Origin of the sequence: Streptomyces cellostaticus (genome assembly GCF_001513965.1) — a bacterium.
GTDB lineage: Bacteria > Actinomycetota > Actinomycetes > Streptomycetales > Streptomycetaceae > Streptomyces > Streptomyces cellostaticus.
This window is the reverse complement of the sequence record NZ_KQ948015.1, coordinates 417,795-442,245: the sequence shown is the minus strand read 5'-3', so window position 1 is coordinate 442,245 and position 24,451 is coordinate 417,795. Positions and strand designations below refer to the sequence as shown.

Here is a 24,451-nt window from a genome sequence, read left to right as displayed (position 1 = left end):
ATCCCATCGGACGGCTACGCTCGTGGTCTGTACGTCATTCGGGCGACCTGGGGAGGTATCGGGATGACGGAGGGACGGCCGCCGACGTCAGGCTCGGCTGCCCTGTGGGAGCGGGACGCGGAGATCGCCACCGTCACACAGGCGCTCGACGTCCTGTGCGTCGATCAGTCCTCCTCGGGCAGTCTGCTGGTCCTCCGGGGCGAAGCCGGACTCGGCAAGACCGCGCTGCTGGCCGAGACACGCCGCATCGCCGAGCGCCGTAACTGCACCGTGTGGTCCGCGCGCGGCGGCGAGACCCTGCGCTCCGTCCCGTTCAACGTGGTCCGGCAGCTGCTGCAGCCCGCGCTGGTCTCCCTCCTGCCGGAGGAGGCCCGCGAGTACCTCGGCGACTGGTACGACATCGCCGGTCCCGCCCTCGGCATAGTCGACCCGGGAGAGGGCAGCGCCGACCCCCAGTACGTCTGCGACGGACTCGTCGCGGCCGTGCGCCGGCTCGCCCGCCGCGAGTGGCCGCTGGTGCTCCTGATCGACGACGCACACTGGGCCGACCAGGAGACCCTGCGCTGGCTGGCCGCGTTCGCCGAACGCCTGGACGATCTGTCCGTGCTGGTCGTGGTCGCCCGCCGCCCGGGCGAGGTGAGCGGCGACAGCGCCCGCCACCTCGACGCGGTCGCCGCCGCCGCGGGCCGCCCCGTCAACAACCTGAACGCCCTCACCCCGGAGGCCACCGCCGGACTCACCCGCGCCACGGTGGGCCGGCACGCCGACGACCCGTTCTGCCGCGAGGTCTGGGCCGTCACCGGCGGCAACCCGTACGACACCGTCGAACTCCTCGCCAAGGTGCAGGACAGCGAACTCCAGCCGGTCGAGGGCCGGGCCGGCGAACTGCGCGCCCTGAACCGCTCCGCCCGCGGCGGCGGCCTGGTCGACCGTCTCAAGGGACTCGGCATCGAGGCCACCCGGTTCGCCTGGGCCGCCGCCATCCTCGGCACCGGCATCTCCGTCGACCTGGTCGCCCGGCTCGCCTCCATGAACGACGACATCGCCGAGCGCTGCGCCGAACTGCTGTGCACCGCCCGCATCCTCACCGGACCCGACCCGGCGGCCGGCGCCGAGACGGACGACGGCGAGCTGGAGTTCGTCCACCCGCTGATCGCCACCGCCGTCTACAACTCCATCCCGCCCGGCGTGTGCACCGCCATGCACGGCGTCGCCGCGCAGATCCTCACCGAGACGGGACACGGCGCCGCCGAGGCCTCCCGGCACCTGCTCAAGGTGCACCCGGACGAGGACGACGAACTCGTCGAGCAGCTGCGCGAGGCGGCCCGCGAACACCTGGCCGTCGGCGCGCCCGACGCGGCCCGCCGCTGTCTGGAACGCGCCCTGCTCGAACCGCCCGAGCCCGAGGTCCACGCGCGCGTGCTCTACGAGCTGGGCTGCGCCACGCTCCTGACCGCGCCCGCGACCACCATCGACCACTTGCAGAACGCGCTCGCCATGCCCGGCCTCGACGGCGCCGAACGTGTCGACGCCGTCTTCCGCCTCTCCCAGGCCCTGCTCCACAACGACCAGCTGGAGGAGGCCGTCCGCACCGTCGAGGCCGAGGCCGCCCGCCAGGAACCCGGACCTGCCAGGATGCGGCTCCAGGCGGTGCAGTACATGTGGGAGGGCATCTACGCGGGCGAGGCGACCTCAGCGGGACGCTCCGAGCGCCTGGCCGAACTCGCCCGGCCGTGCACCGGCCGGGACAACGCCGAACGAGCGCTGCTGATCCTGCGCGGCTTCGACGCCATGACCCACGGCGAGAGTGCCGAGGAGGTTGCCGAGCTGTGCGACCGCGCGCTCGTCAACGGCCGCCTGGCACCGGGGCTCGGCTGGACCGACACCGAGTGGGGCATCGAACTCCTGCTGATGCTGGCCAACGCGTACGCCTACGCCGACCGGCTCGACCGGGCCGAGGCCCTGTACACCGAAGCCCTGCGCACCTACGAGACCGCACGGTGGGGCGGCGGCCACCTCGCCCTGGCCCACGCCTACGTCGGCGTCGGACACCGCAGGCGGGGCCGGCTCAGGGAGGCGGAGACGTCCCTGCGCGAGGGGCTGCGGCTCGCCGAGCGCGTGGGCCGCGGCCTGCCCCTGTACTGGACCGCCACCTGCAACCTCGTCGACACGCTGCTCGCCCGCGGTCAGGTCGATGAAGCATGGTCCATCGCCGAACAGTACGGATTCATCCCGCCCTACCCGTCCACGATCGTGCTGCCGGACCCTCGCTCCGTGCGCGGCCGGCTGCTGCTGGCCGTCGGCCGCACCGACGACGCCATCGACGAACTGGAGGCGGCGGGGAAGGCGGCGGCCGTACGCGGCCACCACAACCCGGTGATGGTCCCCTGGACGGTCGACCTCGCCCGGGCCCTCGCCACCCGGGACCCGGCCCGCGCCGCCCAGCTCGCCGGTGACGCCCGCCGCCAGGCCGAGCGCTTCGGCACGGACACCGCCATCGGCGAGGCCCTGCGCTGCGCCGCCACCCTGGAGACCGGCCAGCGCGCGGTACGCCTCGCCGCCCAGGCCGTCGCCTATCTGGAAGCCTCGCCCTGCCAGTACGAGCACGCCGCCGCCCGTGTCGAGTACGGCATCGCGGCCCGCTCGGTCGCCGAACTCAACCGGGGCTTGGCGCTCGCCCGTTCGTGCGGGGCGGACGGGCTGGTGACGCAGGCGCGGGAGGTACTGGAGACGGGGCGGGGGCTGCGGTAGGGCATACGGTCCGCGGCGGATCGTATGCGACCTGCGGTAGGTGAAGGGTGGCATGCGGCGGGCGGTATGCGGTCGGCGGAAGACTGCATACCGTCTGCCGTCCACCTCACACGGTGAGCAGTCGACCCGTCACCGTCTCCAGCCGCTTGCGCACCTCCGGGTCGTACGCCGCCTCGTGCGCCCTCGCCGGCCGTGTCCCGTCGAAGTAGCCGCCCGAGCCCGTCTCCCGCGTCGCCAGCGCCAGCACACCCGGCGCCCCGTCGGCGACCGAGTTCCACGGGGTGACCCCGCCCTCGCGGACCATCGCCGTGTCCATGTAGGTGGCGGGGTGCAGCACGTTCACCGCGACCCCCGTGCCCGCCAGCTCCTCGGCCAGCGTGAACGTGTGCGCGGCGAGGGCGAACTTGCTGCGGCAGTACGCCGACACACCGCTGTAGCCGCGGGTCAGTTCCGGGTCGGCGAAGTCCAGGGGCTCCTGGCCGGCCGAGCCGACGTTCACGATCCGGGCGGGCGGGTGGGCGCGCAGCACCGGCAGCAGGGCCCGGGTCAGTGTCACCGGCGCCAGGTAGTTCACCGCGAGCCGCAGCTCGTGCCCGTCGGCGCTCAGCTCCCGCCCCGAGCCGGGCGGACCGCTGCCCACGCCCGCGTTGTTGATCAGCACATCCAGTTCGGGACGGGCCTCGGCGACCCGGGCGCCGAGCGCGCGCACCTCGGCCAGCGAGGCCAGATCGGCGACGAACCCCTCGGCCCGGCCCTCGGTGCGCAGCTCCTCCACCAGCCGCTCGGTGCGCGCCCGGTCGCGGCCGTGGGCGAGGACGAGATGGCCGCCCCGGACCAGTTCGAAGGCGATGTACCGGCCGAGCCCGGAGGTGGCGCCGGTGATCAGAACAGTGGACATGCTCCCACCCTAGGCACGGCCCGGCGGTGCGAAGGAGGTGCTGCTGAAGCTACGTCCAGCAGGGTCACTCTCGGCGGGACTCCTCCTCCTCGGCGAGCACCCGCTGGGCCGTCGCGAACGCCGAGTTGGCCGCGGGCACCCCGCAGTACACGGCGGTCTGCAGCAGCACCGCCCCGATCTCCTGCGGTGTCAGTCCGTTGCGCCGCGCCGCCCGGACGTGCATCGCCAGCTCGTCGTAGTGGCCGTGCGCGACCAGCGCGGTCAGTGTGATCATGCTCCGCTCGCGGCGCGAGAGGGTCGGGTCGGTCCAGATCTCCCCCCAGGCACAGCGGGAGACGTAGTCCTGGAACCGCGCGGTGAACGGGGTCTGCCGGGCCTGCGCCCGGTCCACGTGCGCATCTCCCAGCACCTCCCGGCGTACCGCCATCCCGCTCGCCGGAGCCCCGTTCAACTGGGTGTTCAGGGCGGTCAGGACAGCCGTCGGGCACTGCGCGGGCGCGAGGTGGGAGGCCCCGGGCAGCTCCACCAGCGTGGCCCCGGGCACCGCGTCCGCGATCTCCCGCAGATGGGCGGGCGGCGTCGCGGGATCCTGCCGGCCCGCCACGAGCAGGGTGGGTACGGCGATGTCGGCGAGCCGGTCGCGCAGGTCGAACGCGGCCAGCGCGTCACAGCAGGCGGCGTACGCCTCCGGGTCGGCCTCCCGGTGGTCCTGGACCAGCCGCGGCACGGTGAAGCCGGGCGTGAACCAGCGCGCGTCGGCGCTCTGTGCGAGCCACTCCAGGCCCTCCCGGCGTACCCGTCCGGCACGCTCCCGCCAGGGCGTGCTGTCGCCGAAGCGGGCGGACGAGCAGATGGCCGCGAGGGAGGTGAGCCGCTCGGGGTGGTGCAGGGCCAGGTGCAGGCCGACCGCGCCGCCCAGTGACACGCCCGCGTAGGCGAACCGCTCGATGCCGAGCGCGTCGGCGAGCTCCAGAACCAGCGCGGCGAGGTCGCCGACGGTGGCCCCCGGCCCGATCCGGTCCGCCGGCGAGCCGCCGTGCCCCGGCAGGTCCCAGCGCACCACCCGGTAGGTGATCGACAGCTCGGGTGCCACCGCGTCCCACAGGGCGTAGGAGGTGCCGAGCGAGGGCCCGAGCAGCAGCGGGGGAGCGGAAGCCGGGCCTTCTTCCAGGTGGTTGAGGAGTTTCACGGTCAACGTCGCTCCAGGGCACGGTCGGTGAGGGAACCGGCGAAGCCGGTGTAGTGGGCGGGGTCGGTGAGGTCGTTCAGCTCGACCTCCTCCAACTCTGTTTGCTCGGCGATGAGTTCATGCAGGGGGCGGTCTTCCGCGTGGGCGCGGCGGGCCAGTTCGGTCATCAGCTCCTTCGACCGTGCACGGCCGAGGACGGGGGTGAGCGCGGCGGAGAGCCGTTCGGAGACGATCAGGCCCCGGGTCGCGTCGAGGTTCCGGCGCATCGTGGCGGGGTGCGCGCGCAGCCCCTCGGTCAGCTCGGCCGCATGGGCGGCCGCGCCGCCCACCAGCCGGAGCAGGTCGCGCAGCGGCTCCCACTCGGCGTGCCAGGCGCCGGCCGGCCGTTCGTCCTCGGCGGCGAGGGAGCCGTACAGGGTGGCCGCGAGCTGTGGGGCGCGCCGGGCGGCGGCCGCGAGGAGCGTGGACCGCACCGGGTTCGCCTTGTGCGGCATGGCCGACGAACCGCCACCGCTGCCCTCGCTCAGCTCGCCGATCTCGGTGCGCGACAAGGTCAGCACGTCCGCCGCGAGTTTACCCAGCGCCCCCGCCGTCAGTGCCAGGCAGCCGGCCAGGTCGGCCACGGGTGTGCGCAGCGTGTGCCAGGGCAACGCCGGTGCGGCGAGGCCGACTTCACGGGCGTACGCCTGCGTCAGCGCCGCCGCGTCCTCGGCGCCGTACGCCTGGAAGGACGCCAGAGTTCCGGCCGCGCCGCCGAGTTGGGCGGGGAGCGAGTCCCGCACCCGGGTGATGCGGTCGCGCGCGTCCAGGACCAGCGCACGCCAGCCGGCCGCCTTCAGCCCGAACGTCGTCGGTACGGCGTGCTGGGTGAGGGTCCGCCCGGCCATCACCGTGTCGCGGTGCCCGACGGCGAGCCCGGCCAGCGCCCGCTCGGTCCGGCCCAGGTCGGCGAGGATCGGTTCCAGGGTGCGCACGGCGACCAGCATCGTCGCCGTGTCCATGATGTCCTGGCTGGTCGCGCCCCGGTGCACGTAGGGGCCGTACTCCTCGCCGACCGCCGCGGTCAGGTCGGCGACCAGCGGGATGACCGGGTTGCCGCCCGCCGGGGTGCGTGCCGCCAGGGAGCGGATGCCGAAGCCGGCCGGGACGGCCGCCTCGGTCACCGCCGCCGCGGCCTCGGCCGGGGCGAGCCCCAGCGCGGCCTGCGCCCGGGTCAGCGCGGCCTCGGCGTCGAGCAGCGCCCGCAGATACGCGTGGTCGCTGGTCTCGGACGCGGCGCCGGACAGTCCCCACACGGGGCCGAGCAGGCCGGTGTCGGCGTACGGAGGAGACGCAAGTGTCACTGGAACTCCAGGAAGACCGTCTCGCCTTCGCCCTGAAGGCGGATGTCGAAACGGTAGGTGCCGTTGCCCTCGTCGCCGGCGATCAGCGTGTCGCGCCGCGCGCCCACCTGGGTGAGCAGCGGGTCGGCGGCGAGCACCGTCTCGTCGCCCGGCAGGTAGATCCGGGTGAACAGGTGCATCAGCAGGCCGCGGGCGAAGACGCACACGCTCAGGTACGGGGCGCTGTGCCCGCGTGCGCCGGGCCGCAGGGTGCGCGCGTACCAGTGGCCGTTCGCGTCCGTCTGGATCCGCCCCCATCCGGTGAACTCCACGCCGTTGCGGCCCAGATAGCCGCCGGTGGCCGGGTCCCGGCGGATCGAGCCGTCCACCTGGGGGACGGTGCCGTCGGGGGCGGGGCCCCACAGTTCCACGAACGCGTCGGGCAGCGGCCTGCCCTCGCCGTCGAGGACGTAGCCGTGCACGGTGATCGTGCCGGGGTGTGCCAGGGGTGCGATCTCCTCACCGCCGCGGAACGGCAGCGCGTAGCCGTAGAAGGGGCCGACCGTGTGGGAGGGGGTGGGCAGCACGCTCTCCGGGTTGCTGGTGTCGATCTTCGTCATCGCTTACGTCAGCGTCCTTCCTCGATCCAGGTGGCGGCGGGGCCGTCCAGCACGATGTCCCAGTGGTAGCCGAGGGAGAACTCAGGCACCGACAGGCCGTGGTCGTAGGTGGCCACCAGCCGCTGCCGGGCCGCGTCGTCCGTCACGGACTGCAGGATCGGGTCGTAGGGGAAGAGCGGGTCGTTCGGGAAGTACATCTGCGTCACCAGCCGCTGGGTGAACGCCGTACCGAAGACCGAGAAGTGGATGTGCGCCGGGCGCCAGGCGTTGACATGGTTGCGCCAGGGGTACGGGCCCGGCTGGATGGTGGTGAAGTGGTAGCGGCCCTCGGTGTCCGTCAGGGTGCGGCCGACGCCGGTGAAATGGGGGTCGAGCGGGGCGTCGTGCTGTTCGCGCTGGTGGGCGTAGCGTCCGGCCGAGTTGGCCTGCCAGATCTCGATCAGCTGGCCGCGGATCGGGCGTCCGGCGCGGTCCAGGAGCCGTCCGGACACGGTGATCCGCTCGCCGATGGGCTCGCCGGTGTGCTGCCGGGTGAGGTCGCTGTCGGTCTCGGTGATGTCGCGCTCCCCGAAGGCGGGGGAGTGCAACTCCACCAGTTCGGGGTCCTTGCCGGTGTCGATGGCGACCAGGGGCTGTCGGGGGTGGCGGAGCGCGGAGGAGCGGTAGGGCGCGTAGCCGCGGCGGGGGTGGTGCTCGACGGGCGCACCACCGGCTGTCCGCTTCTCGTACGCGGCGTGTTCGGCGGCTATTTCGAGGTCGATGTCGACTTGCGTGAGGGGCATGAAGAGTCCTAGGTATCAGCGCCCATAGGGGCGCGGGGAACTGCGCGACCAGCCACGGACGGCCCGCAGTCTCTGAACGGCTGTCCCGCGGAGCGCTCAGCGTTCGAGAACGAGGGCGAGACCCTGGCCCACGCCGATGCAGAGCGTGGCCACGCCGGTGCCGGAGCCGCGGCGGGCGAGCTGGTGCGCGACGGTGCCGGCGAGGCGGGCGCCGGAGGCGCCGAGCGGATGGCCGAGCGCGATCGCCCCGCCCTGGGGGTTGAGGATCGCCGGGTCGAACTCGGGCCATTCGGCGAGACAGCCGAGGACCTGGGCGGCGAACGCCTCGTTCAGTTCGAGGACCGACAGCTCGCCGAATCCCTTGCCCGCTTTGGCGAGCGCGCGGTTGACCGCTTCGACCGGGGCGAGGCCGAAGTACTGCGGGTCGATCGCGGAGACGCCGGTCGCGGTGACCCGGGCCAGGGGTTCGCGGCCGGTGGCCTTCAGGCCCTCCTCGTCGGTGAGCAGCAGGGCGGCGGCGCCGTCGTTGAGCGGGGAGGCGTTGCCCGCGGTGACCGTGCCTCCCTCGCCGCGGAACGACGGCTTGAGCTTGGCCATCGCGGCGAGGGAGGCGTCGGGCCGTACGCACTCGTCGGCGGCGAAGGCGACCGGGTCGCCCTTGCGCTGCGGGACCGGCACGGGAGTCAACTCGGCGTCGAACAAGCCCTGTTGCTGTGCGGCGGCAGCCTTGCGGTGGGAGGCGAGCGCGAACTCGTCCTGCTGCTCGCGGCCGATCTTGTGCTTGTCGGCGATCAGTTCGGCGCTCTCGCCGAGCGGGATGGTCCACTGCGGGTCCATCCCCGGGTTGACCATGCGCCAGCCGAGCGTGGTCGAGTACAGCTCGGTGTGGGCGGCCGGAAAGGGCTTGTCGGACTTGGGGAGGACGTACGGTGCCCGCGTCATCGATTCCACCCCGCCCGCTACGGCGATGGAGGCGTCGCCGACCGCGATGGCGCGGGCGGCCTGGACGACCGCTTCGAGGCCGGAGGCGCACAGCCGGTTGACGGTCGCGCCCGGTACCGAGGTCGGCAGACCAGCGAGCAGGGCGGCCATGCGGGCGACGTTGCGGTTCTCCTCGCCGGCGCCGTTGGCGTTGCCGAAGTAGACGTCCTCGATGCGGGAGGGGTCCAGGCCGGGGGTGCGGGCGAGCAGTTCGCGCAGGGCGTGGGCGGCGAGGTCGTCCGGCCGGACCGAGGACAGCCCGCCGTTGTAGCGGCCGATCGGGGTACGGACGGCGTCGACGATGTAAACCGGGTTCACAGCAGATCCTCCGCGATGGTCAGTTTCGCATCGGTCCTGGCGACGACCTCGTCAACAGTCACGCCAGGGGCGGTCTCGATGAGGGCGAGTCCCTCGTCCGTGACGTCCAGCACGCCCAGATCGGTGATGACTCGGTTCACACACGCCTTGCCCGTGAGCGGCAGCGTGCACCGCTCCAGGATCTTCGGGGAGCCGTCCTTGGCCGTGTGCGTCATCACGACGACGACCGTACGGGCGCCGTGCACCAGGTCCATCGCGCCGCCGATCCCGGTGACCAGCTTGCCGGGGACGGCCCAGTTGGCCAGGTCCCCGCCCGCGGACACCTGCATCGCGCCCAGCACGGCCACGTCGATGTGGCCGCCCCGGATCATCGCGAAGCTCAGCGCGGAGTCGAAGAAGGAGGCGCCCGGCAGGACCGTCACGGTCTCCTTGCCGGCGTTGATCAGGTCCGGGTCGACCTCGTCCTCGGCGGGGTACGGACCGGTCCCGAGGATGCCGTTCTCCGACTCCAGGACCACTTCGACGCCCGGCGGCAGGTGATTCGGGATCAGCGTCGGCAGACCGATGCCGAGGTTGACGTACTGCCCGTCCTTCAGCTCGCGGGCCGCGCGGGCGGCCATCTCCTCGCGTGTCCAGGCCATCAGGAGCTCACCGTCCGCTGCTCGATCCTCTTGTCCGCCGCCTGCTCGGGGGGCAGCGCCACCACGCGCTGCACGAAGACGCCGGGCAGGTGCACCGCGTCCGGGTCGATCTCGCCCGGTTCGACCAGTTGCTCCACCTCGGCGATGGTCACCCGGCCCGCCATGGCGGCCAGCGGGTTGAAGTTCCGGGAGGACTTGTTGAAGACGAGGTTGCCGTGCCGGTCGCCCTTGGCTGCGCGGACCAGTGCGAAGTCGGTGCGGATGCCGCGCTCCATGACGTACTCCACGCCGTCGAACTCCCGTACCTCCTTCGGCGGCGAGGCGAGCGCGACGCCGCCCTCGCCGTCGTAGCGCCACGGCAGCCCGCCCTCGGCGACCTGGGTGCCCACGCCCGCCGGGGTGTAGAAGGCGGGGATGCCGGCGCCGCCCGCGCGCAGCCGTTCGGCCAGCGTGCCCTGCGGGATCAGCTCCAGCTCCAGTTCACCGGACAGGTACTGGCGGGCGAACTCCTTGTTCGCGCCGATGTAGGAGCCGGTCACCCGGGCGATCCGGCCGGCGGCGAGCAGCACCGCGAGGCCGGACTCCATCGCTCCGCAGTTGTTCGACACCACGCTCAGACCGGTCGTCCCGCGCTCGTACAGCGCCTGGATCAGCACGTTCGGCACACCGCTCAGCCCGAAACCGCCGACCGCGAGGGACGCGCCGTCCGGCACATCGGCCACCGCCTCACCGGCCGTGGCGACCACCTTGTCCATCCGCGAAGCCCCATCTCTGCAATTAATCAGCACACTGAGTATTTCTGCGAGGTGCCCCACACGCTGCCACCGGACACCGAAAGCGTCAAGGCCTCGTAGTACGCGGGATTTCGTAGGCAGACAGGTGGGCCGCCGGGCGGGTATCGTTCAGTACACCAACGAATCGATCAGGGGAGTGCACATGGCCGCGGTGGACCTCACCACCCATCCCGGGCATCTGGCCCGGCGGCTTCAGCAGGCGCACTACCTGCTGTGGAACACCATGGTCTCGGAGGAGATCACCTCGCCGCAGTTCGCCGTCCTGAACGCGCTCGTCGCCGAACCGGGCCTCGACCAGCGCACCGTGGGGGAGCGGGTGGGCCTGGACCGGTCGACCATCGCCGAGGTCATCAGCCGGCTCGGCCGCCGCGGGCTGCTGCACAAGGTGCGCGACCCGCAGGACGGCCGCCGCTTCCTGCTCCGCCTCACCGACGACGGGCAGCGCACCCACCGCAAGCTGACCGTGCGCACGGCCCGGATGAACCAGGTCTTCCTCGCCCCGCTCTCCGCCGAGGAGCAGACCGTCTTCTTCGACCTGATCCGCCGGGTCGCGGACGCGGCCGAGGACCTGCGCAATCCGGCCGAGCCGCTGGTCGCCCACCAGGGCTGAACCGCGGCCCGGTCAGGAGGCCGTGGCGAACACCACCCACACCTGGCCCTCGGCGAAGTTCATCCGGCTGCCGTCCGCCGTCGTGAACGCCGTACCGCCGGTCGCGGACGGCCGTGACCAGGTGGCGTCGAAGGACCGCCCGTCCCGCAGCACCTCGGCCTTCCCCGAGCCGACCGTCTCGGTGTACGGCGTGTGGTTGCCGAGCGCGTCGTGGTACCTGGAGGAGCGGATCTTCACGTGCTGTACGACGACCGTCGCCGGCGCCAGCCGCCCGCTGCCGGCCGTCACCGCGGGCGTGCCGTCCATCGCGACCAGCCAGCCGCTCCGCCGCGCGGACCAGGTGAAGGTGAAGCGCGCCGCCGGGTAGCGCACGGCCCGTGCGGTCTCGGGTGTGCCGCCGGAGGGCGCCGGGCCGTAGTGGAATCCGGTGGTCAGGGCGGCCCGGCCCGGGGCGGCGGGCAGCAGCCGGGCGGGGTGCAGATAGAGGTTGTGCGGCGCGGCCCTGCCGGAGCCCCGGTAGTAGGCGCCGGCGGCCTTGTCGGGCGACTCGGCCCGCAGGGGAGCGTGGTGGATCAGCGGCAGCAGCTTGCGCTGGGCCCCGGAGAAGGCCAGGGCCGGCTCGTGGAACTGGCGCAGCAGCTCCAGGTCGGACTCGCGGGCGCTGCGCACCGGCCCGACCGCCTGCGGGAGCTTGGTGGCGAACACCGCCATCAGACGGCTCAGGCCGCCCTCGACCTGCTCCGCATACACGATGTCCGCCGCATCGAGTCCCGTCTGCGGGCGGGCCGCGGGCACGTTGTCGACCTTCACGGCGAGCGGCGAGCCGGTCTGGGATGCGGGTTCGGATGCGGGTGCGGCCGAGCGGGCCGGCGCCGGGGTCCTGCGCGGGGTGCGGGCGTCGTCGATCGGGCCGTGCCGTGTGCAGCCCGCCGTCAGCGAGGCCGTCAGCGTGGCGGCGACCAGTGCTGCCGTCAGTACGGTGCGTCGCGTGCGCGCCCTGTGTCCGATGCCCACCGTTGTCACCCCGTTCCCCTTTGTCGATGGTGTGCTCATCAGGTCATCGCAGGCCATACCCGGTCGGCATCGGTCATGCGCGTTCAGTGGGCCGATCGGGCGCACCTCGTGACCCTGGCGGGCGGCCGTACCTGCGGGGAGCGGGGCGCGGGGCGCGGTGCACGCGTGCGGGTTGTCCCGGGGTGAGCGGGACGGCGCGGTCAAGATCCTGATACGGCCCTGACGGTCAAGATCCTGATCCAGCCCTAAGGGGCGCCTTCCTCGGCTCCCAGGATCTCCGCGAGGTCGTAGCGCACCGGCTCCTCGAGCTGGGCGTAGGTGCAACTCTGCGGGGTGCGGTCCGGACGCCAGCGGCGGAAGCGGGCCGTGTGCCGGAAGCGGGCGCCGTTCTCCATGTGGTCGTAGGCCACCTCCGCGACCCACTCCGGCCTGAGCGGCACCCAGGACAGGTCCTTCTTGCCCGACCAGCGGCTCGGCGCCCCTGGCAGCCGGGCCGTCTCATGAGCCGCCTCGTCCCCCCAGGCCGCCCACGGATGCCCGGTCACGTCGTCCATGCGCAGCGGTGCCAGCTTCTCGACCAGCTCGGCGCGCTGCTTCATGGGGAAAGCGGCTGACACGCCCACATGCTGGAGGGCGCCCCGGTCGTCGTACAGGCCCAGCAGCAGCGAACCCACCACAGGGCCGCTCTTGTGGAAGCGGTAGCCCGCCACGACCACGTCCGCCGTCCGCTCGTGCTTGATCTTGAACATGGCCCGCTCGTCCTGCAGATAGCGCAGGGTGAGGGGCTTGGCGACGACCCCGTCCAGGCCGGCACCCTCGTACTGCTCGAACCACCGGTGCGCCACCTCCACGTCGGTGGTCGCCGGCGCCAGATGGACCGGAGCGCTCACCCCGGACAGCGCCCGCTCCAGCAGGGCCCGCCGGTCGGTCAGCTCCACGTCGAGCAGGGAGTGGTCGTCCAGCGCCAGCAGGTCGAAGGCGACGAAGGACGCTGGGGTCTTCTCGGCCAGCATCCGCACCCGCGAGTCCGCCGGATGGATCCGCTCGGTCAGCGCGTCGAAGTCCAGCCGCCCCTCCCGGGCGATCACGATCTCCCCGTCCAGCACGCACCGCTCGGGCACCCGCTCCTTGAGCGCCGCCACCAGCTCTGGAAAGTACCTGGTCAGCGGCTTCCCGGTACGGCTGCCCAGCTCGACCTCGTCCCCGTCACGGAAGACGATCGCCCGGAATCCGTCCCACTTCGCCTCGTAGTGCATGCCCGGCGGGATCTTCGCCACGGACTTGGCGAGCATCGGCTTCACGGGCGGCATCACCGGCAGATCCATGCCTCCGATTCTGCTCGTATACGCCCCCTGCTGCCCGGTATGCGCTGTATGCCGGGTACGCCTACCGTGGCCGCATGGGCGATGCGGTGGAACTGGACGTGGCAGGCCGGACCGTACGGCTGTCCAGCCCGGACAAGGTCTTCTTCCCGGAGCGCGGATTCACCAAGCTGGACCTCGCCCAGTACTACGCCTGCGTCGGCCCCGGCATCCTGCGCGCCCTGCGCGACCGCCCCACCACCCTCCAGCGCTACCCGGACGGCGTCGGCGGCGAGTGGTTCTACCAGAAGCGCGCCCCCAAGGGTATGCCCGCCTGGATCCCCACCGCCCACATCACCTTCCCCAGCGGCCGCAGCGCCGACGAGATGTGCCCCACCGAGGAGGCCGCCGTGGTGTGGGCCGCCCAGTACGGCACGCTCACCTTCCATCCCTGGCCGGTCCGCCGCACCCACGTCGACCACCCCGACGAACTCCGTATCGACCTGGACCCGCAGCCCGGCACCGACTACGACGACGCCGTGCGCACCGCCCACGAACTGCGCGCCGTCCTCGACGAGTTCGGCGGCCTGCGCGGCTGGCCGAAGACCTCCGGCGGCCGTGGTCTGCACGTCTTCGTGCCCATCGAACCGCGCTGGACCTTCACCCAGGTGCGGCGCGCCGCGATCGCGGTCGGCCGGGAGATGGAACGCCGGATGCCCGACCAGGTCACCATCAAGTGGTGGAAGGAGGAGCGCGGCGAGCGCATCTTCCTGGACTACAACCAGACCGCCCGCGACCGCACCATCGCCTCCGCCTACTCCGTACGACCCCGCCCGCACGCCCCCGTCTCCGCGCCCCTGCGCTGGGAGGAGGTGGGCGTGGCCCACCCCCGTGACTTCGACCTCGCCACCATGCCGGCCCGCTTCGCCGAACTCGGTGACGTGCACGCCGACATGGACGACCACGCCTTCTCCCTGGAGGCCCTCCTGGAACTGGCCCGCCGCGACGAACGCGACCACGGCCTGGGCGATCTGCCGTACCCGCCGGAGTACCCGAAGATGCCGGGCGAGCCCAAGCGGGTCCAGCCGAGCCGGGCGCGGCGGGAGGAGACGCCCTGACGCTTCCTGCCTCAGCGCACCGGGGTGTCGATCCGCTCGCCGAACCCGGCCAGCACACGCCGGCAGTACGTCTGGAGGGCGACGTCCGCAGCGACGTCGTAGCGCATGTTGCCTCGGGAGTCGTCGTTGTTGTGGCGGCGGGAGGAGGCCAGTTCCGTGCGTATCAGCGGCAGGGCCGGTGCGGCTGCCGGGCCCATGCCCGCCAGACAGGCGGCTATGAAGGGGCGTTGGGCCGGTGTGGCCGACCACTCTCTCAGGAGCACGGGGAGTGCCTCGTCCGTCTCTCCGGTGACCTGCCACAGGCCGACGGCCGCCCGGGCCGGTGTATGACCGGCCGTGATCATCTTGCGCAACCGGGGTGCGAGCGCGGCGCCGGACCGGCCCAGGTCCTCGGTGAGGTTCATGGCGGCGTACCAAGGGCTCCACATCTGTGACCAAAGGCACTCGCCGACCACGGGCAGCACGGCCTCCGCCTCGCCGGTCAGGGCCCACAGGGCCTGGGCGACATGGATGCGGCGCTCGTCCGCGAGGGTGCCGTCCTTCCACAACCGCCGTACCAGGGGAATGGCTTCGGCGGCCTGGGGGCCGAAGGCGGACAGGGCCTGCAGGGCCCCCTCCGTCGTCCGGAAGTGCTCGGCTTCGGTCAGGATGCGGGTCAGCAGCGGCACCGACTCGGCGTGCCGGAGCGCGCCCAGGGCATCGAGGAGGCGGTCCTGGTCCACGGACGATGTCCCGTGGTCCAGCTGGGCCAGCCGCTCGTGGAGCACGGGGCCGAGCGGGGCCGCCGCCTCGGGGCCGAGCGCCTCGATCCACCGGGCCAGCTTCTCGGGGATCTCGACCACTTCCAGGACGTGGGTGAGCGCCGGCACGATCCGGTCGTCGCCCTGAAGGGCCAGCACCTCGAAGGCCATGCCGACGGCCAGGTCCCGGAAGGGAGTGTCGGCTTCCAGCGGCCGGTCCGCCCAGCTCTCGAGGTAGGCCGCCACGCCTTCGGACACGCGGTGTGCGGCCGGTGCCAGATACCGCAGCTCCGACAGCACCGCCTTCTGCAGCCGCAGATCGTCGTCGGCGAGCAGCCGGGCCAGCGCCAGCAGCGGCTCGTCGTCGGGGGCCCGCCATCCCGTCAGCAGCCGTCCTGCCGTGCCGACCGCATGTCTGCGCTGGCGCAGGCTGGGACTGCCCAACTGGCCGACGAGGAGCGGGAAACGCAGGTCGACGCGGTCGCGCAGCTCTGTGTGCAGTTCTTCGAGCAGGTCCGCCGCGTCGTCCAGGTCGAGGCTGCGCCGGTGCTCCACGTGCAGCTCGCGCACGTGGGAGATCAGGGTGTCCGTGCGGGGCCGCTCGGGGGCGGCGGGCGGCGGGCCGAGCTCGTCCGCCTCCCGGGCGAGCCGCATGACGTCCAGCGCGATGTCCACGGTGTCCGGCGGCAGTTCGCCGGGAGCACAGCGCGCCAGCAAGGCCAGTGCCGTCATCCGCAGCTGGGGATCGGGCGTGCCGGACACGAGATCCTTCAGTCTCCGGGCCGCCTCCAGGCCCAGGCCGACGGGGTGCCGCACGGCCAGCGTGCCCAGGGCACGCGCCAGGGACCGGACGGCCTCCGGGTCCGTCTCCGCGGGCACACGGTCGCACACGGCCCCGAACACCCGCACCGGGTCCGGGTGCAGCCGCGCCAGCGCACCCGGCGCGGCGGCGCGCACCCCGGGATCCGGATCGCCCAGCAGCCCGAGGAAGGACCCGGCCCGCCCGCGGACCAGGTCACGCGCCACGAAGAAGTGCCGCATCCACTCCTCGTGTTCGTCCTCGTCGAACTCGGCGAGGCCCTCGGCGTCCTCCCCGTCGTCGTCGTCCGACGCGTGGGCGATGCTGCACAGCAGCTCGATCACGGCACCGCGGTCCGCGATCGCCGGGTTCGCGATCAGCTCGAACAGGAACGGCACGCAGGCGATGGTGCTGTCGTACACATCACCCTGGTGGTGCACCGCGCCGTACATGCCGTCCAGTGCGATCTCCCGGCGCTCCGGATCGTCCGACGCCAACCCCCACAGCAGCTCCGGCACATCGGTGGCCGAGTCCGTGTACGCATGCCCCATCGACGCCCAGTCGACGCCGTCGATCCCCCTGAACACTGTGCCCTCCCGTGGTCCATGGCGCGTGTTCCGTCACTGATCACAGCTTGCCGCACGCCACTGACAATGGGCCGGGCCTGTGGACAACCCTCACGCGAGGTCGAGGACGAACCACTCGGTGAACGGTTTGACCTGGACATAGAGCCGGGAGCCCCGGGAGACGATCCGGCGCCGGCCGAGCCGGCCGCCGTCCGGGCGGACCAGACGGCTCTCGGTGACCGGTTCCACGGAGGTGTTCGTCAGCCGGCAGTCGACGATCCGGTTGCGGTCGTCGCGGTACCCGCCGAAGAACACCGCCCGTTCGCCCTGTACGGCGAGCCCCGTGGCGCCCCGCACGGGGTTCTCCCGCGCCCGCACGACCTGGTCCTCACCCACCTCGAGGAGTGGGAAGTGGGTGTACGGACACGCCCAGGCGGTGCGCCCGGCCACGTTGAGGGTGTAGCAGTCGGAGATCCATCCCGCACCGGGCACGGGACTGTAGGACCACAGGGGCTCGCCCGTGATGCTCCACCGGCGCAGGCCCGGCGCGCTCAACGCGTCCCCGTAGATGCCCTCGTCGAAGTAGCCGAGCCAGAGTTCTCCCGTTCCGTCCGCCAGGAGATGCTCGATGGCGTCTCCCACGCGGAAGGTGCGGGTCCCCCGGCCCAGTGCGTCGAAGACCTGCACCTGTTGCTCGTCGTCCTTGGCCGACCGGGCAGCCGCCAGTACGAATCCTCCGTCGGGCAGGGCCTCGACACGGGGGCGCCAGGGCAACACCGCGCTCAGGTACGTCTCGTGACACGCCCCCTCGGCGACGGTGACCACCAAGGCGTCGTAGGGACCGGGTCCCTGCTGCTCGGGCGGACGCTCGCCGAGCAGCCAGTGCGCCCGGCCGAACGCGTCGACCGAACTGTGGATGATGTGCCGGTCGCGATAGGTGCGCGGCAGACGCGCGTAGGGCGCGAGCCGCGTCTCGGGGCGCTCAGCCGGCATGAGCCTTTCTCGTCGTCATGCGGCGATCCTCACCGAGCCGGAAGCCTTGGCGCAACTCCCTTTTCCGGCCCCGGCGACCGGACCGCACCGCGGCTATCCTGATCGCCAGCCGCCGATGAGGAGTCCCGAAGTGACCGAGGCAGTGTCGCGTCCCACGCTGGAGGCCGTGGCCGCGCGGGCCGGGGTGTCCCGGGCCACCGTGTCGCGGGTGGTCAACGGCGGGGACGGCGTCAGAGAGCCCCTCGTCACACGGGTCCGGCAGGCGGTCGAGGAGCTCGGCTACGTGCCCAACCAGGCGGCACGCAGCCTGGTCACCAAGCGGCACGACGCCGTCGCGGTCGTCATCGCCGAGCCCGAGGCCCGGGTCTTCGCCGACCCCTTCTTCGCGCTGCAACTGCGCGGCATCAGCAAGGAGCTGACGGCCCACGACAACCAGCTCGTGCTGTTGCTGACCGAGGGCCGCGCCGACCACGCGCGCGTGGCCCGCTATCTCGCCGGAGGCCACGTCGACGGTGCGCTCGTCTTCTCCCTGCACCTCGACGACCCGCTGCCCGGCTTGATCCGGAACGCGGGCGTGCCCACGGTGTTCGGCGGCCGGCCCGACTGGAGCGACGGCACCCCCGGCCCGGTCTACGTGGACAGCGACAACCGGGGCGGTGCCCGCGAGGCCGTACGCCATCTCGTGGGCCTCGGACGGACCCGGATCGCGCACATCACCGGCGCGCTGGACCAGACCTCGGCGGTGGACCGGCTCGACGGCTACCGGGACATCGTGGGCGACGCGGACCCGCGGCTCGTCGTGGAGAGCGACTTCACCCCGGGCGGCGGCGAACGCGCCATGCGGGAACTCCTCGACCGCTGCCCGGACGTCGACGCGGTGTTCGCCGCCAACGACCTCACCGCGCTCGGTGCCCTGCGCGTACTGCGCGAGACCGGCCGGCGTGTGCCGGAGGACGTGGCCGTGATCGGCTTCGACGACGTGCTGCCCGTCGCTGAACAGGCCGACCCGCCGCTCACCACGGTCCGTCAGGACATCGAGGAGATGGGCCGGCTGATGGCCCGCCTCCTGCTGCGCGGCCAGGCCGGCAGGCCCGGCCGCCCCGGCCGGGTCGGCGAGCAGTCGGCGGACGAGGCGGCGGCCGGCGTGATCCTGCCGACCACGCTGATACGCCGCGCGTCCGCCTAGGGCCTGTCCGGCGGATCAGCCCGGCTCCAGGCGACGGCGCCTCATCAGTACAGGTGTCGTGCCGGACCCCGCGATTCCGGCAGGATCCGCCGGACAGGCCTGGGCCACCCGTCCGCCCGGGTCCGCATCCGTGTGGCCGCGTCCACCCCGAGCCGTGGAGCCGCCCTGCGGTCTCAGCCCTGCGGCGGCTCGCTCTTGATCACCGCGAAACGGACGCCGTACGGGTCGGCGAGCTTGGCCATGCGGCCGACGCCCTCCATGGTCGTCGCCGGCATGCGCACCGTGCCGCCCAGCTGCTGTGCCTTCTCGACCACGGCGTCCGTGTCCTCGACCTCGAAGTAGGGCAGCCAGTAGGGGCCGCTCTCCGCCTCGGTCGGGTCGTCGGCGAGCGGGACCATCCCGCCGAACATCGCATCCTCCTCGGCACCGCCCGGGTTGACACAGGTGTACGTGCCGCCCGGGAACGGCACGGCCGAGGTCTCCAGTGCGAGGACCTGGTGGTAGAACGCTGCGGCCGCTGCGATGTCCGGCGTGTACAGCTCGACCCAGCACAGCGCACCCGGTTCGTTCGCCGCGTCCACGCCCTTGGTCTGCCCTGGCTGCCAGATCCCGAACGGTACGCCCGCCTGGTCGGCGAGGACCGCCATGTGCCCCTGGCCCATCACGTCCATGGGCTGGAACAGCACGCTGCCGTGCGCCTGTTCGGCCGCCTTGGCGGTGGCCTGCGCGTCCGCGCTCTGGAAGTACACCGTCCAGGCCGGCGGACCCTGGTCCGGGCCGGTCTGCATGCCGCCGGCGACGGTCCTGCCGTCCAGCTGGAAGAAGCCGTAGCCGCCGGCGTCCGGCCCCGCCGACTGGAACCGCCAGCCGAACAGACCGCCGTAGAAGGACTGGGCGCCGTCGATGTCGGGGGTGCCGACGTCGATCCAGTTGGGAGCGCCGTCGACGAAACGGGTGGTGAGCATCTTCGCCCTCCTCGAAAGCGGGCCCGTGAGACGGGCCTGTCCGCTGCACTGACGAGTCTTGCACCGCCCACTGACAACCGCTGCCGGAGCGCCGCCGTGCGCCGGACCGGTGCACCCGGTCGCCCGGGTGACCCGCAAGGCTCTCGCAAGGTACTCGCAAGGTGCTCGCAGGCTTCTCCGGGTTTTCGTACTGCTGCCGCGCGCCGCCGTGCGGTAGACCGTCCCGAGGAGCATGATCGGGGCGGTCCAGGGCCCCGGCCGCGTCGTTGACCTGGCGTTGATCGAACGTTTTTCGCCGCCCGGCACGATCCTGGCCATGCACATCGAAACGATCACCCCGGCCGACACCGCCTGGCAGGCTCAGGCCCTGTGCGCGCAGACCGGGGCGGACTTCTTCTTCCCCGAGCCCGGCAGCTCGGTGCGCGAGGCGAAGCGCATCTGCGGCATGTGCGAGATGCGCTCCGCCTGCCTCGACTACGCACTCGACAACGACGAACGTTTCGGCGTCTGGGGCGGCCTGTCGGAGAAGGAACGGCTCGCCCTGCGACGCACGTCCGACTGACGCGCGGCCGCCGGAACCCACCACTGTTCGGCCGCAGGGAAACCGTGCCGGCCACGATCCCGGCGCGCGGTCAGGATCCGGAGCCCGGTCTGGATCCGGGGACGCCTTCGGGCGCAGCGTTGCGGGCGCTGCCCGTGTACGACTCGGCGCGCGCCTGCTCGGCTCCGGTGTGGACCCGGATGCGGGCATGCCGCCGCAGGCCACCGACAGCCCGCGCAGCTCATTCGGCACGCGCGCGTACGGCAGCGAAACGGAGCGTTCATGTCCATGGGCGGGCCGGGCCCGGCCGCCGGATCGACGGCCCGGGTCCACTCGACGGCCCGGCCCCAGGGGTCACCCGGTGCTCGCTCAGCCCGCGGCCCGCGCCGCCATGCGCGCCTTGCGGGCCGCCAGTTTCTCGTCGAACTTCAGGGCCTCCGCGTTCAGGCCGCCCATGTACAGGCCGAGTTCCTCCTGTGCCTGGCGGCCCTCCGGGCCCAGGCCGTCGATCTCCATGATCTTCAGGAAGCGCAGCACGGGCTGGAGGACGTCGTCGTGGTGGATGCGCAGGTTGTAGACCTCGCCGATCGCCATCTGGGCCGCGGCGCGCTCGAAGCCGGGGATGCCGTGGCCGGGCATGCGGAAGTTGACCACGACGTCGCGGACCGCTTGCATGGTCAGGTCGGGGGCGAGTTCGAAGGCAGCCTTCAGGAGGTTGCGGTAGAAGACCATGTGCAGGTTCTCGTCGGTCGCGATGCGGGCGAGCATGCGGTCGCAGACCGGGTCGCCGGACTGGTGGCCGGTGTTGCGGTGCGAGATCCGGGTCGCGAGCTCCTGGAAGGCGACATAGGCGATCGAGTGCAGCATCGAGTGCCGGTTGTCGGACTCGAAGCCCTCGCTCATGTGCGACATCCGGAACTGCTCCAGCTTGTCCGGGTCCACCGCGCGCGAGGTGAGCAGGTAGTCGCGCATCACGATGCCGTGCCGGCCCTCCTCGGCCGTCCAGCGGTGCACCCAGGTGCCCCAGGCGCCGTCGCGGCCGAAGAGCGAGGCGATCTCGTGGTGGTAGCTGGGGAGGTTGTCCTCGGTCAGCAGGTTGACGATGAGGGCGATGCGGCCGATCTCCGTGACCTTGGACTGTTCCTTGTCCCAGGCCTCGCCGTCCTCGAACAGGCCGGGGAAGTTGCGGCCGTCGCTCCAGGGCACGTACTCGTGCGGCATCCAGTCCTTGGCGATCTTCAGATGCCGGTTCAGTTCGTTCTCGACCACTTCCTCCAGCGCGTACAGCAGCCGCGCGTCGGTCCACACGGACGGGCTGCCGAGGTGAGGGGAGGTGATCGTCACGGGAACTCCAGGGGGAACGCCGAACACAGGGGGAGAGAAAGAGGACGGTCCGGCGAGCGGTGCCGGAAACCTACGAGATCGTAGGCTACGAAGCCGTAGGTTACGAAGCCGTAGGTTAAGTTCGCTGTAAAGATCGCTGATCAGCACCCCCGGATCGGCTTTTTGAGGGCATGTCAAACAGCCCCGGGACCCGCAGGTCCCAGGGCTGCCGGAGTGGCGGGATCACCCGTTCAGGCGTACAGCTCCCGCAGCCGCACCGAGAGGCAGGTCACACAGCCCTCGAGCTTCTCGAACTCGCTGATGTCCACCGTGACCACCTCGTGGCCGAGGTCGGTCAGCAGTTCCGCCGTCTTCGGGGCGCTCGCCGCCATGAGCAGCTTGTGGCCGCCGAGCAGCACCACGTGCGCGCCGGACTCCTCGGGCACCGACAGGAAGCCCGGGAACAGCGACGGCCGGTCCACCATCGGGATGTGCCCGATCACCGTCCCGTCCGGCAGCGCGGTGACCGCCGACTTCAGATGCAGCACCTTGCTCACCGGAACCGCCACCACGCGCGCACCGAGCGGCTCGAAGGCGGCCCGCAGCTGCTGCACACCGGCCGCGTTGGTGCGTCCGCCCCGGCCCACGTAGACGGTGTCGCCGACCTTCAGGACATCACCGCCGTCCAGGGTGCCCGGCTCCCATATCCAGTTCACCGAGCAGCCGAGGCGGGCCACCGCCTCCTCGACGCCCGCGGTCTCCTCCCGCCGGGACTCGGCGCCGGGCCGGGTGATCAACGCCACGTTCTTGTACATGACGACGGTGTCCTCGACGAAGACCGAGTCCGGGCAGTCGTCCTCCGGGTCGACCTCGATGGTCTCCCAGCCGTGCGTGCCGAGGGCCTCGACGTACGCCTCCCACTGCTCGACGGCGAGCTCGACGTCGACCTTCTCCCGCTCGATGTGCGTCACCAGGCCTTCGGCGAGGCGGGGGCTGGGACGGCGGACGAGCGCCTTCTTGCTGGGCACGAGCGGCCTTTCGTATCGGCGGTGCGGTTCCGGCGCCGAGACGCGGCGCCGGTCCGCCATCATGCAGGGCGCTCCGGCAAGGACAAAACCCTCGTTGTCAGGCTGTGCCTCTCCTGAGACCCCCGTCGGCCCGGCTAGGCCGGATCCGCGATCGCCTCGGGCGTGGTCTCCTTCAGTTCTCCCTCCTCCATCAGCAGCCACCGCGTGATCCCGATCGACTCCAGGAACGGCAGGTCGTGGCTGGCCACGAGCAGCGCGCCCTCGTACGACTCCAGGGCCGAGGTCAGCTGCCGGACGCTCGCCATGTCGAGGTTGTTGGTCGGCTCGTCCAGCAGGAGCAGCTGCGGTGCGGGCTCGGCGAGCATCAGCGCGGCCAGGGCCGCACGGAAACGCTCGCCGCCCGAGAGCGTCCCGGCCTGCTGGTCGGCCCGCGCGCCCCGGAACAGGAAGCGGGCGAGACGCGCCCGGATCCGGTTGTTCGTGGCGCCCGGCGCGAACCGGGCCACGTTCTCGGCGACCGTGCGCTCGTCGTCCAGCACGTCCAGGCGCTGCGGCAGGAACCGCAGCGGGACGTGCACACGCGCCTCGCCGGCCACCGCCGCCAGCTCCCCGGCGACGGTCCGCAGCAGCGTCGTCTTGCCGGCGCCGTTGCGGCCGACGAGGGCGATCCGCTCCGGGCCGCGCAGATCGAGGATCCCCTCGACGCGCGCCCCATGGGCCATCTCCAGGTTCTCCAGGGTGAGCACCTCCCGGCCCGGCGGGACGGCGGTGTACGGCAGGTCGACCCGGATCTCGTCGTCGTCCCGTACGGCCTCCACCGCCTCGTCAAGGCGCTCCCTGGCCTCGGTGAGCTTCTCCTCGTGCATGATGCGGTGCTTGCCGGCCGCGACCTGGGCCTGGCGTTTGCGCTCGCCCATGACCACTTTCGGCTCCCGTTTGCTGTCCCACATCTTCTGCCCGTACCGCTTGCGGCGGGCCAGCTTGACCTGGGCGTCGGCGAGTTCGCGCTTCTGCTTGCGCAGGTCCGCCTCCGCCACGCGCACCATCCGCTCGGCCGCCTCCTGTTCGACGGCGAGGGCCTCCTCGTAGGCCGAGAAGTTGCCGCCGTACCAGGTGATCTCCCCGGAGCGCAGGTCCGCGATCTGGTCGACCAGGTCCAGGAGTTCACGGTCGTGGCTGACGACCACCAGTACGCCCGGCCAGGAGGCGACGGCCGCGTAAAGCCGCCGGCGCGCGTACAGGTCCAGGTTGTTGGTGGGCTCGTCCAGGAGCAGGACGTCCGGGCGGCGCAGCAGCAGCGCAGCCAGGCGCAGCAGCACCGACTCGCCGCCGGACACCTCGCCGACGGTGCGGTCCAGGCCGATGTGGCCGAGGCCGAGTTCGCCGAGGGTGACGACGGCACGCTCCTCGACGTCCCAGTCGTCGCCGACCGTCTCGAAGTGCTCCTCGGCGACGTCGCCCGCCTCGATGGCGTGCAGGGCGGCCCGCCGGCCGGCAATGCCGAGGGCCTCGTCGACGCGGAGCGTGGTGTCGAGTGTGACGTTCTGCGGGAGGTAGCCGACCTCGCCGGTCACCTTGACGGTGCCGCCGGCCGGGGTGAGCTCGCCGGCGAGCAGCTTCAACAGGGTTGATTTCCCCGATCCGTTGACGCCGACGAGTCCGGTCCGGCCGGGGCCGAAGGCGGTGTCGAGGCCGTCGAAGACAAGGGTGCCGTCGGGCCAGGCGAAGGTGAGTGACGTGCAGGTGAGGGAAGTAGACATGAGGGCCTCGCGGTTGCTGGGTGCGGTCGGGCGAGCGCGTGTAGAGACACCGCGAGGCGGAAACCGAAGGCCTGGGGCACGGAAAAAAGAGACCTGTGCCTGTGGACGGCTCGGACGCCGAGGTCGTACGCCACGCACACCTCACCGGTGTGAACGCGGTGTCTCAGGACCTCAGACGAGCAACGTCCTTCTCCAATCGGCGGCAACAGGA

The 24,451-nt window shown here is 72.1% G+C and carries 21 protein-coding genes; 5 read left to right on the top strand and 16 right to left on the bottom strand.

Annotation, left to right across the window (positions count from 1 at the left end):
* Positions 1-63: 63 nt before the first annotated feature.
* Complete coding sequence (locus AQI88_RS01935) at positions 64-2,751, top strand: ATP-binding protein (RefSeq protein WP_066990676.1); 2,688 nt, start codon at positions 64-66, stop codon at positions 2,749-2,751.
* A gap of 106 nt (positions 2,752-2,857) precedes the next feature.
* Here AQI88_RS01935 and AQI88_RS01930 read toward each other — a convergent pair whose 3' ends face one another.
* From AQI88_RS01930 to AQI88_RS01895, 8 genes are all read right to left on the bottom strand, one after another.
* The gene (locus tag AQI88_RS01930; protein ID WP_066990673.1) at positions 2,858-3,649 is read right to left on the bottom strand and encodes an SDR family NAD(P)-dependent oxidoreductase; all 792 of its coding nucleotides are present in this window, start codon (positions 3,647-3,649) and stop codon (positions 2,858-2,860) included.
* 64 nt (positions 3,650-3,713) lie between these two features.
* A complete protein-coding gene (gene pcaDC, locus AQI88_RS01925) occupies positions 3,714-4,844 on the bottom strand; it encodes a bifunctional 3-oxoadipate enol-lactonase/4-carboxymuconolactone decarboxylase PcaDC (RefSeq protein WP_066990669.1) in 1,131 nt (376 codons plus the stop codon).
* Positions 4,841-6,181, bottom strand: a complete 1,341-nt coding sequence (gene pcaB / locus AQI88_RS01920) for a 3-carboxy-cis,cis-muconate cycloisomerase (protein ID WP_066990666.1) — start codon at positions 6,179-6,181, stop codon at positions 4,841-4,843. The genes pcaDC and pcaB overlap by 4 nt, the downstream gene beginning before the upstream one ends.
* Complete coding sequence (gene pcaG, locus AQI88_RS01915) at positions 6,178-6,780, bottom strand: protocatechuate 3,4-dioxygenase subunit alpha (protein ID WP_066990663.1); 603 nt, start codon at positions 6,778-6,780, stop codon at positions 6,178-6,180. The genes pcaB and pcaG overlap by 4 nt, the downstream gene beginning before the upstream one ends.
* An 8-nt stretch (positions 6,781-6,788) precedes the next feature.
* The gene (gene pcaH, locus AQI88_RS01910) at positions 6,789-7,562 is read right to left on the bottom strand and encodes a protocatechuate 3,4-dioxygenase subunit beta (RefSeq protein ID WP_066990661.1); all 774 of its coding nucleotides are present in this window, start codon (positions 7,560-7,562) and stop codon (positions 6,789-6,791) included.
* Positions 7,563-7,658: 96 nt separating this feature from the next.
* Complete coding sequence (locus AQI88_RS01905; protein ID WP_066990658.1) at positions 7,659-8,861, bottom strand: thiolase family protein; 1,203 nt, start codon at positions 8,859-8,861, stop codon at positions 7,659-7,661.
* Positions 8,858-9,502 (bottom strand): CoA transferase subunit B, encoded by a 645-nt coding sequence (locus tag AQI88_RS01900; protein WP_066990655.1) that lies wholly within the window; start codon positions 9,500-9,502, stop codon positions 8,858-8,860. The genes AQI88_RS01905 and AQI88_RS01900 overlap by 4 nt, the downstream gene beginning before the upstream one ends.
* Entirely contained in the window at positions 9,502-10,257 is a 756-nt protein-coding gene (locus AQI88_RS01895) for a CoA transferase subunit A (protein WP_066990653.1), read from the bottom strand. Before AQI88_RS01895 ends, AQI88_RS01900 begins: the two co-directional genes overlap by 1 nt.
* A gap of 181 nt (positions 10,258-10,438) precedes the next feature.
* On the opposite strand from AQI88_RS01895, the gene AQI88_RS01890 reads away from it, so the two are divergent.
* Positions 10,439-10,906, top strand: coding sequence for a MarR family winged helix-turn-helix transcriptional regulator (locus AQI88_RS01890; protein ID WP_066990643.1), 468 nt, complete (start codon positions 10,439-10,441; stop codon positions 10,904-10,906).
* A 12-nt stretch (positions 10,907-10,918) separates the two neighbouring features.
* Here the strand turns inward: AQI88_RS01890 and AQI88_RS01885 are convergent, their stop codons facing one another.
* Both AQI88_RS01885 and AQI88_RS01880 read right to left on the bottom strand, forming a co-directional pair.
* On the bottom strand, positions 10,919-11,959 hold the full coding sequence (locus tag AQI88_RS01885) for a DUF3048 domain-containing protein (protein WP_079057376.1): 1,041 nt from the start codon (positions 11,957-11,959) through the stop codon (positions 10,919-10,921).
* Between the two features lie 206 nt (positions 11,960-12,165).
* Entirely contained in the window at positions 12,166-13,245 is a 1,080-nt protein-coding gene (locus AQI88_RS01880) for an ATP-dependent DNA ligase (protein ID WP_066990639.1), read from the bottom strand.
* Between the two features lie 74 nt (positions 13,246-13,319).
* Between AQI88_RS01880 and ligD the strand changes: the two genes are divergently transcribed.
* Positions 13,320-14,339 carry a non-homologous end-joining DNA ligase gene (gene ligD / locus AQI88_RS01875; protein WP_208615694.1) on the top strand — a complete coding sequence of 340 codons (1,020 nt, stop codon included), beginning with the start codon at positions 13,320-13,322 and terminating at the stop codon, positions 14,337-14,339.
* 11 nt (positions 14,340-14,350) lie between these two features.
* Here the strand turns inward: ligD and AQI88_RS01870 are convergent, their stop codons facing one another.
* Together AQI88_RS01870 and AQI88_RS01865 are read right to left on the bottom strand one after the other, a co-directional pair.
* A complete protein-coding gene (locus AQI88_RS01870; RefSeq protein WP_107118433.1) occupies positions 14,351-16,465 on the bottom strand; it encodes a HEAT repeat domain-containing protein in 2,115 nt (704 codons plus the stop codon).
* Between the two features lie 90 nt (positions 16,466-16,555).
* The gene (locus AQI88_RS01865; RefSeq protein ID WP_066990636.1) at positions 16,556-17,437 is read right to left on the bottom strand and encodes a hypothetical protein; all 882 of its coding nucleotides are present in this window, start codon (positions 17,435-17,437) and stop codon (positions 16,556-16,558) included.
* A 130-nt stretch (positions 17,438-17,567) separates the two neighbouring features.
* On the opposite strand from AQI88_RS01865, the gene AQI88_RS01860 reads away from it, so the two are divergent.
* A complete protein-coding gene (locus AQI88_RS01860; RefSeq protein WP_066990629.1) occupies positions 17,568-18,623 on the top strand; it encodes a LacI family DNA-binding transcriptional regulator in 1,056 nt (351 codons plus the stop codon).
* A gap of 173 nt (positions 18,624-18,796) precedes the next feature.
* Here AQI88_RS01860 and AQI88_RS01855 read toward each other — a convergent pair whose 3' ends face one another.
* Positions 18,797-19,588 carry a VOC family protein gene (locus AQI88_RS01855; protein WP_066990626.1) on the bottom strand — a complete coding sequence of 264 codons (792 nt, stop codon included), beginning with the start codon at positions 19,586-19,588 and terminating at the stop codon, positions 18,797-18,799.
* A 316-nt stretch (positions 19,589-19,904) separates the two neighbouring features.
* Between AQI88_RS01855 and AQI88_RS01850 the strand changes: the two genes are divergently transcribed.
* The gene (locus AQI88_RS01850) at positions 19,905-20,150 is read left to right on the top strand and encodes a WhiB family transcriptional regulator (protein WP_066991582.1); all 246 of its coding nucleotides are present in this window, start codon (positions 19,905-19,907) and stop codon (positions 20,148-20,150) included.
* Between the two features lie 348 nt (positions 20,151-20,498).
* Here AQI88_RS01850 and AQI88_RS01845 read toward each other — a convergent pair whose 3' ends face one another.
* The 3 genes from AQI88_RS01845 to AQI88_RS01835 all read right to left on the bottom strand — a co-directional run bounded on the left by AQI88_RS01845 (position 20,499) and on the right by AQI88_RS01835 (position 24,240).
* Positions 20,499-21,473 carry an acyl-ACP desaturase gene (locus AQI88_RS01845; protein WP_066990623.1) on the bottom strand — a complete coding sequence of 325 codons (975 nt, stop codon included), beginning with the start codon at positions 21,471-21,473 and terminating at the stop codon, positions 20,499-20,501.
* 230 nt (positions 21,474-21,703) lie between these two features.
* Entirely contained in the window at positions 21,704-22,480 is a 777-nt protein-coding gene (gene ddaH / locus AQI88_RS01840; RefSeq protein ID WP_066991571.1) for a dimethylargininase, read from the bottom strand.
* Positions 22,481-22,614: 134 nt separating this feature from the next.
* Entirely contained in the window at positions 22,615-24,240 is a 1,626-nt protein-coding gene (locus AQI88_RS01835) for an ABC-F family ATP-binding cassette domain-containing protein (protein WP_066990621.1), read from the bottom strand.
* Between the last annotated feature and the right edge of the window lie 211 nt (positions 24,241-24,451).

Coding starts and splice junctions, on each gene's coding strand:
- AQI88_RS01935 (WP_066990676.1), top strand. CDS start 64: ATGACGGAGGGACGGCCGCCGACGTCAGGCTCGGCTGCCCTGTGGGAG.
- AQI88_RS01930 (WP_066990673.1), bottom strand. CDS start 3,649: ATGTCCACTGTTCTGATCACCGGCGCCACCTCCGGGCTCGGCCGGTAC.
- pcaG (WP_066990663.1), bottom strand. CDS start 6,780: ATGACGAAGATCGACACCAGCAACCCGGAGAGCGTGCTGCCCACCCCC.
- pcaH (WP_066990661.1), bottom strand. CDS start 7,562: ATGCCCCTCACGCAAGTCGACATCGACCTCGAAATAGCCGCCGAACAC.
- AQI88_RS01900 (WP_066990655.1), bottom strand. CDS start 9,502: ATGGCCTGGACACGCGAGGAGATGGCCGCCCGCGCGGCCCGCGAGCTG.
- AQI88_RS01895 (WP_066990653.1), bottom strand. CDS start 10,257: ATGGACAAGGTGGTCGCCACGGCCGGTGAGGCGGTGGCCGATGTGCCG.
- AQI88_RS01890 (WP_066990643.1), top strand. CDS start 10,439: ATGGCCGCGGTGGACCTCACCACCCATCCCGGGCATCTGGCCCGGCGG.
- AQI88_RS01885 (WP_079057376.1), bottom strand. CDS start 11,959: ATGAGCACACCATCGACAAAGGGGAACGGGGTGACAACGGTGGGCATC.
- AQI88_RS01880 (WP_066990639.1), bottom strand. CDS start 13,245: ATGGATCTGCCGGTGATGCCGCCCGTGAAGCCGATGCTCGCCAAGTCC.
- ligD (WP_208615694.1), top strand. CDS start 13,320: ATGGGCGATGCGGTGGAACTGGACGTGGCAGGCCGGACCGTACGGCTG.
- AQI88_RS01865 (WP_066990636.1), bottom strand. CDS start 17,437: ATGCCGGCTGAGCGCCCCGAGACGCGGCTCGCGCCCTACGCGCGTCTG.
- AQI88_RS01855 (WP_066990626.1), bottom strand. CDS start 19,588: ATGCTCACCACCCGTTTCGTCGACGGCGCTCCCAACTGGATCGACGTC.
- AQI88_RS01850 (WP_066991582.1), top strand. CDS start 19,905: ATGCACATCGAAACGATCACCCCGGCCGACACCGCCTGGCAGGCTCAG.
- AQI88_RS01835 (WP_066990621.1), bottom strand. CDS start 24,240: ATGTCTACTTCCCTCACCTGCACGTCACTCACCTTCGCCTGGCCCGAC.